Origin of the sequence: Curvibacter sp. CHRR-16 (assembly GCF_018474005.1) — a bacterium.
GTDB lineage: Bacteria > Pseudomonadota > Gammaproteobacteria > Burkholderiales > Burkholderiaceae_C > Allorhodoferax.
Map to the genome: position 1 here is coordinate 50,227 of NZ_JAHCSH010000005.1, position 13,314 is coordinate 63,540.

General features: G+C 55.7%; 12 protein-coding genes and 2 pseudogenes. 12 read left to right on the forward strand and 2 right to left on the reverse strand.

Annotated features, from left to right (window positions below; all coding sequences use genetic code 11):
• The first annotated feature begins 358 nt into the window (after window positions 1-358).
• The 6 genes and pseudogenes from KIK84_RS11975 to KIK84_RS12000 all read left to right on the forward strand — a co-directional run.
• Window positions 359-1,645, forward strand: a complete 1,287-nt coding sequence (locus KIK84_RS11975; protein ID WP_214123342.1) for an AAA family ATPase — start codon at window positions 359-361, stop codon at window positions 1,643-1,645.
• Window positions 1,635-2,312 (forward strand): RloB family protein, encoded by a 678-nt coding sequence (locus KIK84_RS11980; protein ID WP_214123343.1) that lies wholly within the window; start codon window positions 1,635-1,637, stop codon window positions 2,310-2,312. Before KIK84_RS11975 ends, KIK84_RS11980 begins: the two co-directional genes overlap by 11 nt.
• A 32-nt stretch (window positions 2,313-2,344) precedes the next feature.
• Window positions 2,345-3,034, forward strand: a pseudogene (locus KIK84_RS11985) (oxidoreductase dimerization domain-containing protein); the annotation flags it as partial.
• Between the two features lie 155 nt (window positions 3,035-3,189).
• On the forward strand, window positions 3,190-3,996 hold the full coding sequence (locus tag KIK84_RS11990) for a tetratricopeptide repeat protein (protein ID WP_214123344.1): 807 nt from the start codon (window positions 3,190-3,192) through the stop codon (window positions 3,994-3,996).
• A 277-nt stretch (window positions 3,997-4,273) separates the two neighbouring features.
• Complete coding sequence (locus tag KIK84_RS11995; RefSeq protein WP_214123345.1) at window positions 4,274-4,750, forward strand: hypothetical protein; 477 nt, start codon at window positions 4,274-4,276, stop codon at window positions 4,748-4,750.
• A gap of 72 nt (window positions 4,751-4,822) precedes the next feature.
• Window positions 4,823-5,131, forward strand: a pseudogene (locus KIK84_RS12000) (hypothetical protein); the annotation flags it as partial.
• 284 nt (window positions 5,132-5,415) lie between these two features.
• Here the strand turns inward: KIK84_RS12000 and KIK84_RS12005 are convergent.
• Both KIK84_RS12005 and KIK84_RS12010 read right to left on the reverse strand, forming a co-directional pair.
• On the reverse strand, window positions 5,416-6,096 hold the full coding sequence (locus KIK84_RS12005) for a ceramidase domain-containing protein (protein ID WP_214123346.1): 681 nt from the start codon (window positions 6,094-6,096) through the stop codon (window positions 5,416-5,418).
• Between the two features lie 235 nt (window positions 6,097-6,331).
• Window positions 6,332-6,778: a helix-turn-helix domain-containing protein gene (locus KIK84_RS12010; protein ID WP_214123347.1), complete on the reverse strand. Its 447-nt coding sequence runs from the start codon at window positions 6,776-6,778 to the stop codon at window positions 6,332-6,334.
• A gap of 69 nt (window positions 6,779-6,847) precedes the next feature.
• Between KIK84_RS12010 and KIK84_RS12015 the strand changes: the two genes are divergently transcribed.
• The 6 genes from KIK84_RS12015 (at window position 6,848) to KIK84_RS12040 (ending at window position 13,192) form a co-directional block, all read left to right on the forward strand.
• Complete coding sequence (locus tag KIK84_RS12015; protein WP_214123348.1) at window positions 6,848-8,077, forward strand: MFS transporter; 1,230 nt, start codon at window positions 6,848-6,850, stop codon at window positions 8,075-8,077.
• 76 nt (window positions 8,078-8,153) lie between these two features.
• Window positions 8,154-8,411, forward strand: a complete 258-nt coding sequence (locus tag KIK84_RS12020) for a hypothetical protein (RefSeq protein WP_214123605.1) — start codon at window positions 8,154-8,156, stop codon at window positions 8,409-8,411.
• Between the two features lie 178 nt (window positions 8,412-8,589).
• Window positions 8,590-9,330: a sulfite exporter TauE/SafE family protein gene (locus KIK84_RS12025; protein WP_214123349.1), complete on the forward strand. Its 741-nt coding sequence runs from the start codon at window positions 8,590-8,592 to the stop codon at window positions 9,328-9,330.
• 693 nt (window positions 9,331-10,023) lie between these two features.
• Window positions 10,024-10,437: a hypothetical protein gene (locus KIK84_RS12030; RefSeq protein ID WP_214123350.1), complete on the forward strand. Its 414-nt coding sequence runs from the start codon at window positions 10,024-10,026 to the stop codon at window positions 10,435-10,437.
• Between the two features lie 156 nt (window positions 10,438-10,593).
• Window positions 10,594-11,379, forward strand: coding sequence for a DUF7402 domain-containing protein (locus KIK84_RS12035; RefSeq protein ID WP_214123351.1), 786 nt, complete (start codon window positions 10,594-10,596; stop codon window positions 11,377-11,379).
• 73 nt (window positions 11,380-11,452) lie between these two features.
• Complete coding sequence (locus KIK84_RS12040) at window positions 11,453-13,192, forward strand: glycoside hydrolase family 43 protein (RefSeq protein WP_214123352.1); 1,740 nt, start codon at window positions 11,453-11,455, stop codon at window positions 13,190-13,192.
• Window positions 13,193-13,314 lie beyond the last annotated feature (122 nt).

Here is a 13,314-nt window from a genome sequence, read left to right on the forward strand (position 1 = left end):
CGCTTTCCCTGCACGTGTTTGGCCTTTGCTTCATCAAAAAACTGTGCGCAATGTTTGCATCAGTTCCATCTGGCTAATAACCTGCGCGCTGTGGCGCAAAGGGTAACAATCGGTCCTAGGGCACACTACAAAGCGTTATTCAATCTTCTGCTCGTCTCAAGCGATGTCTAAGCCCTTGCTCACGGTTGAAGCCGTCGATCGTTAGATTTCAATCGCTACCCAACGCATGCCTTCGTCCAGCTTGACGCCTTGTTCACCTTGCTGATACAGCGGGCTTTTGCGGGAGGTGTAAATAGAAATATGCATGGTTTTTTGCGTTTGTTGTGCAAATAAAGGCATAAAGGTGTAGGATTGCATCATGCTTATCGAGTTTTCGGTCACCAACTACCGGTCTATTTTAGAGCGCCAGACGCTGAATATGGCCGCATCCAGCTATTTCAAAGAGCTGGAATCGCTTAACACTTTCATCCCCGATCAAGATGATGGTGTGCCTCGTTTGTTGCGTTCTACGGTGCTGTATGGCCCCAATGCGTCTGGCAAGAGCACGCTGATTCAGGCGCTACGGTTTGTAGAGGATCAGGTGCTCAACTCGCAAAAGGAAAGCCAAGCCGGGGATGCCATTGATGTGGTGCCTTTCAAGCTAACGGCGGCCTCACGTGCTGCCGACAGCGAGTTTGAAGTGACCTTTGTGGAACAGGGTGTTCGCTACGAATATGGCTTTTGCTGCAACTCCGAGCGCTTTACTGAAGAGTGGCTCATCGCCTATCCACTGGGCCGGGCGCAAAAATGGTTCCATCGGGTGTTCGATGCCAAAGCGGGGAAAGATATCTACAAGTTCAGCACATCATTCCTTGGAGGAAAGGCGCGTCATGACCTTTGGAAAGAACAAACCCGCTCCAATGCCCTGTTTTTTTCAACGGCGATCCAACTGAACAACGAGCAACTCAAGTCGGCGTTTGAATGGTTCAAATTGCGCCTACGCGTGCATGACTCAGTGCGTGGTTTTAGCCCTGGCTATACATTGCGGCGCTGCGCCAAGGATGAAGACCGCCAAAAAGTGGTTGCGTTCATGAATTCGGCTGATCTGTCTATTGCTGATATCCGACTGAAAGAATCCGTGTTTTCGGCAGAGTCCTTGCCAAAGGAACTGCCTGCAGCTATCCGGGACGAGTTTTTAAAGGACATGGCTGGTCGCAAATTGGTGGAACCTCGTTTCGTTCACAAGGACATCAACACTGCCGAGGTCGTGGAGTTTGACGAATCTGAGGAGTCTGACGGTACCCGCGCGCTATTCGCCTTTGCTGGACCATGGCTGGATGTGATTGAAAACGAGCGGGTGTTGGTAGTAGACGAGTTGGACACCAGCCTGCACCCCTTGCTAGTGCACCACTTGGTCAAACGCCTGCACCACGAGGGGACCAAGGCGCAACTCATTTTTACGACACACGACACCACGCTGCTTAGCCAGAAGCTGTTGCGGCGTGATCAGGTTTGGTTCATGGAGAAAGACGATAAAAGTGCCACCCACTTGTACCCGCTATCTGACTTCAGCCCACGCGACAACGAAGCCATTGAACGCGGGTATCTCAATGGTCGATACGGTGGCATTCCGTTCTTGAAGGACTTGGACTTCTATGGGGTCTGAAGATCTTTTTCACAAACGCAAGGCACGCGCAAGCGCAGCCTTGCAGCGGCAAAGGCGCGAACGGGCGCGCAACAAGCGTTATTTGGTCGTCTGTGAAGGGACAAAGACTGAGCCCCATTACTTCCGTGATTTGCTGGATGACTTGGGCATTCGTCCGCAGATCGTTCGCATTGCGCCCAACGATGGAGTGTCTCCAGATCGTGTAGTGGCACATGCGGTGGCCCTGTATGAAGAAGATGCGGCGGCTGGCGATACCTTTGACACGGTGTATTGCGTGTTTGACAGGGACAAGCACACAACCTTCAACGACGCTGTGCAACGCACCAAAGATTTGAGTGCAGCCGGGCAACCGTTTGTGGCGATCACCTCCACTCCATGCTTTGAAGTTTGGCTACTGCTGCACTTTGGCTATACCGACCAGCCGTTTCATGCGGCCGGGAAAAAGTCCGTGGGTGATCAAGTCGTATCCACCTTGAAAACCAAACCGGGCTTTGCAAAGTACAACAAGGGGCAAGAAGGTGTTTATGGTCAATTGAAGGGAAGGCTTAACGATGCACTAACCTACGCAGAGCAACTGCGCAGGCACGGAACGGCGACAAGTAGCATCAATCCTGCAACGGATGTGGATGTGTTGGTGAAGTTGATCCAATCACTGACGGTTAAGTGAACTGGCCGAAACAACGGACGATCGCGAGGTTCGCCCTCCGTTTTGACAACATCATGCTCAAGACCAAGACGGTGGCTGCCGAAGCAACGCCCAACGGCAAGAAGATCGCCGCAGAAGCTGCTGGCGTGGCCGTGAGCGACCGCGGCTTCATCCCCGTCGATATCCAGATGCGCACCAACGTGCCCCACATCTTCGCCATCGGCGACATCGTGGGCCAGCCCATGCTGGCGCACAAGGCTGTGCACGAAGCGCATGTGGCCGCTGAAGTCATTGCCGGTGAACTGCAAGGCAACGCCGAGTTGGCCAGCGCTGCGTTCAACGCCCGCGTCATTCCATCCGTGGCCTACACCGACCCCGAAGTGGCATGGGTGGGGCTTACCGAAGACCAGGCCAAAGCCCAAGGCATCAAGGTCAAGAAGGGCTTGTTCCCCTGGACCGCATCGGGCCGCGCCATTGCCAACGGCCGCGACGAGGGCTACACCAAGCTCCTGTTTGACGACAGCCCCGAAGCCCACGGCCACGGCAAGATCCTCGGCGGTGGCATCGTCGGTACACACGCTGGCGACATGATCGGCGAGATCGCCTTGGCCATCGAAATGGGTGCAGACGCAGTGGACATCGGTAAGACCATCCACCCGCACCCCACGCTGGGCGAGAGCATCGGCATGGCAGCGGAGATTGCGCACGGTAGCTGCACGGATGTGCCGCCTCAGAAGAAGTAAGTCAAGCTAACTGCTGCAAGACAAAAGCCCGAACTGGCGACGGTTCGGGCTTTTTGCTGTGATCACATCGGGGTGGAATCAGAGCCGCCCGACATTGCCTCGGCACATGGGCCGCCGCTGCGCGATGGTCTGCGCGCGGTGCACGCTCAAGCGCCATGGCACACGCCGGAATCGACTTCGGGCACCATGCCACTCCCTCAAACCCACCAGAGCAGACGGGCTTAGCAGCCGCAAACCTGTGCAATACAGGGCTTTATGCGGTTGAATCTCCTATCCGTTTTCGCATGATATGCAGCATGTCTCCGCAGATGTTCGCGCAGGCGACAGACCAAACCGCACAATTGGGGAAATCAAATATGTGGTTCTTTTTAGCAGCCGCGCTCTCACTGTTCGTTGCGAGCGCATACGGTGCAGATGATGTCTTCACACAGCCTTCAGTGCTTTGCGTCGATCGGCTGGTGGAAATCGGCGTTACGGGTGTGAATCCGATGTGGCTCGTCTACGCCTATGAGATCAACCAGACGTCTGAAACGGCTATCAAGAATATTGAATCGATAGAGCAGGATTGCGCTGAGATACGCGAAGTGCTGATGCAAACAAAAGCGAGCTGGCTTCTTGAGGCGGGCTTCAACAGCCAGGCAAAAGCAATCTACAAGCAGCTGATCGAAGCGAGGCCGGATTCCTGGACGATCATGTTGTCGGCCGGGCATTTCCATTCGCGGATGAATGAATATGTGGAGGCTATCGTATTCTATGAAAGAGCGAAGCTGATTGATAACAACTGGCCCATCAACGCCAACCTCGCCGCGCCATACTACAAGGTAGGTCGCTACAAAGATGCTGCGGACGCGTATTGGACGGCTTTGCATATGGATCCCGCCGCAGCTACATGGGATGACGCCAGGGGCAGCTACATGGCGGCGTGCAAGCGGCTGAAAAAGTACAAGAAGTGTCCGCGCTAGTCGTTGCGGTGTGTCGTGTTCCCCGGGGCATCTGTTGGTGATACGCGGAGCTGTTCTGCCTGCGTGCCGTTCGTGCAGCCACGATGCATGGTGGCTGGTGAAGCCTCCTGTGGCGTTCCGCCCGAAGTGTTCGGCGCATTTTCTTCAAGATGAGTTTTCTGCAAGGGGAGGTGGCCGTACTATGCCCGGTCTGCTTCGGTGCAAACCCTTCGGTTCTCGTTTCCCGCGTGCTGCGCATTGCACGCGGGCTTTGGCTGATTAACATGGGGTCATGAGGATGAGCATTGCTGGTCGGTACGTTGTGGGCTTGTGGCTGATCGTGTGGCTGTTCGCTGGTAACGCTTGGGGCGCTGGCGTTTCCGAGCGGACGGCCATTCTCGACGCTGCGCGTCCGAAGGCGGCTGAAGATGCGGGGCAGCCAGTGCGCATCAAGGTCGACAGGCTCAACATTGACTCGGGGTGGGCGATGTTGATCGGGGAGCTTGTGGGCCCTCCGGGCAAAAGGATCGACTGGGCGAAGGCGGCTAATTGCAACCCGGATCTTGACAATATGTTCTGGGCCGTGCTTCACAAGGTGCAAGGTATATGGCAAGTCAAACTGATGGAGATCTGTGCTGCCGAGCCGCCCTATTGGTATCTGGATGCGTACGACAGCGCCGCATGGCCCTGCGGGGTGCTTGCCGGGTTGGAAGCGGGCTATGGCGAGAGTCTGGAGGCGCAGTGCCGCCGTGAGCACAAGGCGCGCCAGCGATGAGGCCGGGCAGGGTGGCATGGCTAGCGGCCACTCTGTCCATTTTGTGAGCAGCAGCCTGTATTGCCGTACTAAATGATGGACGGCCTGATGCAAGGCGCTGACCGCGATCTGGTCAAAGTCTGGCAAAAGATGAACGCCCACCGCTTCGACAACATCATGCTCAAGACCAAGACGGTGGCTGCCGAGGCAACGCCCGAAGGCATCAAAGTGCAGTTCGAAGGTTTGGACGGCACCAAGAGCGAAGGCGTGTACGACCTGGTGCTGCAAGCCGTAGGCCGCACGCCCAACGGCAAGAAGATTGCCGCCGAACTGGTCAGCGCCGCGTTCAACGCATGCGTCATTCCTAGCGTGGCCTACACCGACCCCGAACTGGCAACGGTTCGGGCTTTTTGCTGTGCAGATTCAATCAATCGACATACGCCAAATCCTTGATCACATCGGGGTGGAATCAGAGCCGCCCGACATTGCCTCGGCACATGGGCCGCCGCTGCGCGATGGTCTGCGCGCGGTGCACGCTCAAGCGCCATGGCACTCGCCGGGATCGACCTCGGGCACCATGGCACCCCCTCAAACCCACCAGAGCAGAGGGGCTTAGCAACCGCAAACCTGTGCAATACAGGGGCTCATGCTGTTGCAATTTTGGCCCTGTCGTTGCCCGCTTCGCGCTATGGATTGTGATCAGCTGGTCGGGTTATGCGCAGGTTGAGAAGGAATGCCCGTGTCGTGAGGTATAGCACCATACTGTTGAGCAGATGCCAGAACAGGTGCGTGCCGATGCTGATGTATTCACAGACGGCGAGATCCATTGACCGGAAGATCAGCGAGAGGCTGAACACCCCAGCAGCAAGCGCCAAGGCTCTGGGTTCCTGCTTGCCTGTGCGCCAGTGATAAACGCCCAGCCCAGCTACGAAGAGCCATGCGGAGCCGTAGGATGAGAGGGAACCGTTCAGCCATTGCGCAGGCAGGGCATCAAACCCGTATGTGGTTGCGAAGAAGGCGATGATCCACGCGCCAACTTTCAATGCCGAGAGTCGCGCAACCTGATGCAGGTAGAAAGTCAGGAACAGTACCTGATAGATTGAAATAGGGATGACATCGGCAAACAATGCCCAGCGCACGGCAAAGGTGTGAAAGAGGAAGCTGCCGATACCGACCACGGCAACCATCAGCGTCAACATCCATGCTGTGATAGAGGTTTTAAGGCCTCGGGACCGGAGCAGGCGCCACGCAAAATAGGCTGCGAGCAAGAACCCTGCATTGGAAATGGCGTTGACGGGCTCGGCCCAGAAATCCGGGCTGAGTCGCTCGCAATACAGATCGACGGGGGTGAAAAGGGATTGAGTCATGTGTATAAGCAGCAGAAACAGTGGATAGAGGATAGACGTCCAGTTTTACAGTTTGATGGAGCATGTTGCCATGGCGCTACCCTTGCCCACTGGAGCCGCCCCACATTACCTCGGCACGCGGGCCGCCGCTGCGCGAGCCCAAACGCGATGACACACACCGGGGCTCATGTTGTTGAATTTCCTATCCGTATCCTTTGGTGCGGGTTTTATCTGCCAATCACCCTCGATGCATCCTCTACCGCTGTTTTGTAGCCTTGGTGGTGGCTGTCTTTTTCTTGGCATGCAGGATGTTGCGTTTGCCAGCTACCTCTACGAGTCGCCGGAAGGTAGCGCATTCCAAATGCGACGGCGCCGGACAGTCGGCCACGTGGCGCAGCGTGTCGCGCAGTGCAGTCAGTTCCTTGATTTGGCGGTCAATCGCATCGGCCTTCTGATGCAGCACAACTCGGGGCAGATCCGGCAAACCATTGCTGCCGAACATTCCCGCAATTTCTTCCAGCGAAAAGCCCGCTGATTTGCCCATCGCAATCAGCTTGAGTTGCAAAAGCACTTCGGGTGGAAACTGCCTGCGCAGCCCATTGCGTGCACTCGAGCTAATCAGCCCGATTTCCTCGTAATAGCGCAGCGCAGAGGGCTTGACGGCGCTCTTTGCCGTCACTTCTCCAATGTCCAGAAATTTCATGCTTGACTTCAAGTTGTCTTGAAGTTGCACACTAGCCGAAATTCGAAATTTTGGAAAGAGAGCAGGGCAATGAAACAGGCGCAATCACACGCATCGGCGAAAACACAAACGGGAATCACGATCACTCTGGGGTTGTCCATGCTGCTGGCTTCGCTGGGCACCAGCATCGCCAACATTGCGCTGCCGACGTTGGCCGCCAATTTCTCGGCCCCCTTCGCACAGGTACAGGCAGTCGTCGTCGCCTACCTGGCGGCCTTGACGGTCTCGGTGCTGATCGCTGGCCGACTCGGCGACAGTCGCGGGTTGAAACCGATGCTCATGGCCGGACTTGCTGTGTTCGCTGTTGCGGCAGCACTGTGTGGACTTGCTCCGAACCTGTGGCTGCTTGTTGCTGCGCGGGCACTTCAGGGTGTTGGAGCGGCTTTTCTGATGACGCTCACCATGGCGCTGATGCGCCAGGCAACCAGTGAAGCGCGCCTAGGGCAAGCCATGGGGCTGCTCGGCACCGTCTCGGCGCTGGGTACGGCGCTTGGCCCTTCGCTTGGTGGGCTGCTAATTGCGCAGGTAGGCTGGCGCAGCATATTCTGGCTGCAGCTTCCGCTGGCGTGCATCGCCTTTCTCCTGGCTGGGGTGGCGCTACCGGGCGATCCGGCAAAGGGCGTTACTGCATCTGCAACTGGATGGTCGGTGATGGATCGACGCTTGGCACCCAAGCTGCTCGTCAACGTGCTGGTGGCCGCTGTCATGATGGCGACGCTGGTGCTTGCTCCCTTCTATCTGGGGCTCGCTCTCGGCTTGAATGCAACGCAGGTTGGCCTTGTCATGGCGATTGGCCCCGCCATTTCCATCTTCAGTGGTATTCCTTCGGGACGTCTGGTTGATGCGTGGGGCAGTGGACGTGTACTGGTCCTAGGGCTTGTCCTGTTGGCTGTTGGTGCTTGCTTGCTCGCGTTCCTGCCGAACATGATTGGCATTGCTGGTTACGTGCTTTCCATCGTCATCCTGACTCCGGGCTATCAGCTCTTCCAGTCGGCCAACAATACCGCTGTGCTGGCGGATGCCCCCAAGCAGCGGCGCGGCACAGTCTCAGGCTTGCTCAGCCTCTCGCGCAATATCGGTCTGATTGTGGGCGCGTCTGCCTTGGGCACCGTCTTCTCGCTGGGGGCAGGAACGCAAGACTTTGCGCATGCCACTGCTTCGGCCATTGCCGCCGGGATGCACCTGACCTTTGTGCTGTCTGCTGGCATGATGGTCTTTGCGCTCATAGTTTCATGGGTACGGCCCTTCGGCCGAGCATGACATCAAGCGCAGCAGCTTGTAAGCGCTGTACGGGATCTCGTGGATGCCGGTTTCCCAGTTATGTAAGGTACGCTAAGTGCCCAAACGCATGCAGGGCTTGTTCCTATGGGCCGCATCGGGCCGCGCCATTGCCAACGGCCACAGCAAGACCATCCACCCGCACCCCACGCTGGGCGAGAGCATCGGCATGGCAGCGGAGATTGCGCGTGGCTCTTGCACGGACGTGCCGCCGCAGAAAAGCGCTGCGGGGCACGCCGGAGTGTGCACCAGCCCAAGAACCAGCGCGTACGCAGCAACCCCACTAAGGGTTGCCTTCGCCGCCGCAAACTACTGAAATCAAGGCGTCTTTGATAACTACAACTCATGCCATACTTGGTCTCATGAGCTTGAATTTCCTATCTGCGGTCGAGATCGTGAACCCGCAAGGCGGCGACACCGCCAAGGGCGGCGTGTTTGCGGCTATTGCGCGCGAGTTCGCGCAAGCCTTTCTGGATTAAGAAACCCACCCATCCATGACTGAATCTCTCCTTGTGCTGTTCATGGGTGCCGCTGTGGCCGGCTTTGTGCAAGGCCTCTCGGGCTTTGCCTTTGGTCTGGTGTCGCTCTCCATCTGGGCCTGGTTTCTGGATCCCAAGCTCGCCGCGGCGCTGGCCGTGACGGGGGCACTCACGGGGCAGATCACCGCCGCCTTTACCGTGCGCCGCAAGCTGGACTGGCGTGCGCTTGCGCCATTTCTGCTTGGCGGACTCGTCGGTGTCCCCGTGGGCGTGTGGGTGCTGCCCATGCTCAACCTTCAGCTGTTCAAAGCCTGCCTGGGCGCGATGCTGTTGATCTGGTGCCCTTTCATGCTGCTGGCCACGCGCATGCGCCCGGTGCGCGGCAGCCGGCTGGGCGATGGTGTCGTGGGTTGGATCGGCGGCTTCATGGGCGGCGTGGGCGGCTTCACCGGCGCGATCCCCACGCTGTGGTGCACGCTGCGCCAGCTGCCACGCGACGAAGCGCGCGCCATCATTCAGAACTTCAACCTCGTGATGCTGATCGTGGCCATGCTGCTCTATGTGGCACAGGGCTTGGTGGTGGCCTCGCAATGGATCTCTATCTTGGCCATTGTGCCCGTCGTGCTGATCACCTCGCGCCTTGGCGCACATGTCTACATCGGGCTGAGCGAGGTGCGCTTTCGGCAAATCATTCTGGTGCTGCTCACGCTCTCAGGCCTAGCCATGCTGGCGTCGTCATTGCCGAAACTGCTGTAAACCCTGTGTGGCGTAGGCTTGTTGCCCGGTGATGCGAATTCAATAATGGTTGCTGAAGTGCCCAAGAAAATGTTGGGGGCATCATCGGCTTGGAAATGGGCACCGTGTACAGCACGCTTGGACGTGGCGGAAATGATGGACGGCGTCATTGATGGGCGGCCTGGTGCAAGGCGCTGACCGCGATCTGGTCAAAGTCTTGCAAAAAGATGAAAGCCCACCACTTAGGCTTCAGTCTCAATCAGCATTTCTGCTTCCATGTGTGTGTCGTTGATGCCGTGTTTGAGGATGTGGATGCAGACGAGCTGCTCTTCGCGACGCTGGAACTGATCGACCACATCGCCGCGCTAGTCCCGACGCGACCGAGTCAGCACGCACACCAGAGCAAATAGGCTCAACAACCCCAAACCCTGGCAATTCTGGGGGCTCAGTTTGCATTTCCTATTCCCATCAAGTACCCCCCATTTTTAGTCATCTAGCCAACCTCAAACGGAGGTCGAATGATTACGATTTGCTGCATCGGAAAGAAAGCATGTGACTGTCGTTACCGCAATGTGGATGCTGACCTGCCTCCATTGGTCGTACCAGTGATTTTGCGAAGTCTCAGAGTGGATGGTTAATTGATGACAAACCGCGCGGACTCCGAAAGGACTGCGCGGTTTTTGTTATGGTGCAGCCCCATTCAAAGGAAAACACATGCTGCTGACAGACATTGCCGTTGAGCACACCATCACGCCGCCCAAAGGGGGCAAGAGCGAGTCGGTGGTGCTGCATCCGTTTACCAACACGCAGCGCGATTCGCTTGGCAAGTTTGAAATCGTCCGCACCGTGAGCGAACCGGGGGCTAGAGATGTGAAGCGTTCCACCTTTGTGTCCATGCCTCAATTGGCAGAGCTGTATGCCAAAGGCGTGCTGGACGAACAAGGCTTTGCCGTGCGCATGTGTGCTGCTGGTGGCAAGCACCCCAAAATCACCCCCATCAAAAAGCTGCTGCCAGCCCACATCAAGCCAGGCTCCTCATTTGACTTGGCCGTGAAAGCCGTGGATGTATCAAAACCAGCCACCCGCGAGTTGCGAACCGCGCTGCTGCGTACGAACGTCAAGGTGTAGGTGCGCACTGGTTTAAGCGCATCTTGAAAGATATTCCATGAGGATTGAACCAGTCTGAATCACGGGTTTTTCCGCATTGGCAATAGATCCTCAGGACTTTTAAACTGCGCCCAGTGTGTTTACGTTAACACATCTGCACAGAGGAAAGAAAAACGCATGAAACTTAGCCTAAAGGTTGTGGATAAGGCAGGACAGGTGAGGGCAGAGGCGTCGGCCGACGATGAACTCATCCTTGTCTATGGAAAAGAGTACCAAGACGGTGATCAATTGATTTTGACGGCTTCAGAGTCAGCGCATGTTTATGTGTCTCTGGAAGCTGCGATGGTGCCATCCATCGTTTTCCTGAAGGAGTCGTCTTTTGGCTTCCCCATTCCTTTTGGTGAGAAGCGAATGTCCTACGCGCCGCAAGCGTTCTTGGGCGAATGCCATCGCCTGCATGTGCGCAGGGCGGCACGCTTTGAAATTGGGGCTCGTCGCAACTTGGCGCTCAATTCTTTGGATCATCACGGCAACCAATCGCTTTATCCGCATGCGATAGCCAATGTTGAAACGCGCGGAGAGTCACCGTTTGCGGCGCGTAATGCCATTGACGGTGAAAAAGCCTGTTTCGATCACGGTTCTTGGCCCTTCACCAGTTGGGGGATTAATCGTGATCCGCAGGCTGCATTAACGCTTGAGTTCGGACGGCCCGTAATGGCGGATGAGGTGGTGCTTTATCTCCGGGCTGACTTTCCACACGATGCTTGGTGGGAAAGAGTCAGTGTGACATTTTCCGATGGTGAGACCGTGGATTTGTCACTGCATAAATCAGGTGCCGCGCAGCGCTTCTCTTTTGTCGAGCGAAAGATTGAGTGGTTGAAACTGCATTCGTTGGTGAAGGCAGATGACCCCTCTCCCTTCCCGGCTTTGACGCAGATTGAAGTATGGGGACGCGATCTCTAAAAGTCTCAGAGGTAAGTGCATAGCCTATTGGGCTATGTGGCATGGGATTTCTTATTAGGCAGGTGGAGAAAAAATGAGACAGCTAACACTGGTGTTCTTTTGCTCGATTTTGTGGATGTCTGTAGCCCATTCGGCTGAGACGCCACTGATCACTCCATACACCCAAATGCCTGCAGGCGTATGGATGTCAGATCAAGGCAATGGCTCATACGTTAACCCGATATTGCAAGGAGACTATTCCGATGTCGATGTCATACGGGTTGGCGATGATTACTACCTCACGGCTTCGTCATTCACGAATATTCCAGGTCTTCCGGTACTGCATTCAAAAGATCTGGTGAACTGGAGCATCATCAGCTATGCCCTTGCAGCGAATGTTCCAGAAGCACATCACAGCGTAGCGCGTCGTGGGGGGGGTGTTTGGGCTCCGGCTATTCGGTTTTATAAGGGAAAGTTTCATATCTATTACCCCGATCCAGATTTCGGCATATTTGTGGTGACCGCTCAAGACCCAAAGGGGCCTTGGTCAAAGCCGATTTTGGTCGATAGCACCAAAGGAGCGATAGATCCTGCTCCGTTTTGGGATGATGACGGTCAGGGCTATCTGGCATTTGCTTATGCGGCTTCACGCGCGGGGATAAACAATATCATTGCGCTGAAAAAATTGTCGCAGGATGGAACGGCAACCATCGGTGAAGCGATACCTATCATCGATGGTGGTAAACAGCCCAAAGTGAAAACTTCGCAAGGGGAAAAGCCTTGGTTTACCACGGAGGGGCCCAAGCTATACAAGCGCAAGGGTTGGTATTACGTTTTTGCCCCTGCAGGATCGGTGAAAGGTGGGTGGCAAGGGGTATTCCGTTCAAAATCCATATACGGCCCCTATGAGGGCAGAAACGTAATGGATCAAGGCTCAAGTGATTTCAATGGCCCACATCAGGGGGCGTGGGTAACGACCAGCAGTAATGAGGATTGGTTTATTCACTTTCAAGACACCGATTCCTATGGTCGCAGGGTTTTGTTGCAGCCCATGACGTGGATGGATGATGATTGGCCCATCATCGGAGAGCGTCAAGCGGATGAGACTTTTGGACAACCTGTTACGAGCTATCGCAAGCCCAATCTTCCATCGCAGCGCCGCACCGCAGCGCTCGCCAATGATGAATTTGAAAATGGCTTTCATTTGGGCTGGCAATGGAATGCCAATCCGCAAGCAGACTGGGTAGATACCAGCGTACGCGGTGCGCTCCGGCTCAAGGCCGTATCCTCATCGTCGAACCTTTGGGAAAGCGGCAGCATGCTGACTCAAAAATTGCCAGGCATGCATTTTTCTGCCACGGTGCAGCTTGAGTTAAAACCCAATTTATCAGGTGAACGTGCCGGTCTTCTGGTTCTTGGTTATGACTATGGTTGGATAGGTCTTGAAAATACAGCCGATGGCCTCAAGCTTGTGCAAGTCACTCGACCCCGTGCCAATGCCGGTGGACAAGAAACTGTACTAACTGCGCCCGTCAAGGTGAATGGGCCTGTTTGGGTAAGGGCGTATTTCGAGCCTGTCACCGTTGCTGAACACGCCCCAAGTTTTCCCCACTTTTGGCCATCCATGCTGCGGTCTATCCATGCCAAAGTTTCTTTCAGCTATAGCCTAGACGGCAACAACTTTACAAAGCTAGGTCCTGTGATGCTCACGCAGCCTGGACGATGGGTTGGAGCACAGGTGGGCTTATTTGCTCAAGCCGCTTCAGGGACGCCGTCTTTTGTGGCAACAAGAGTAGGTTATGCAGATTTCAAACATTTTTCTTTCTCGAAATAAGGTTGGGGCTGCTTTGCACTAAGCGGGTCTGGGTATTGGCACGGTTATTCCCTTGCACACTTAGTGTGGTTTCATCAATCTCAATCTCAAAGGAGTCATTCATGGGGCAACAAAATTATGTA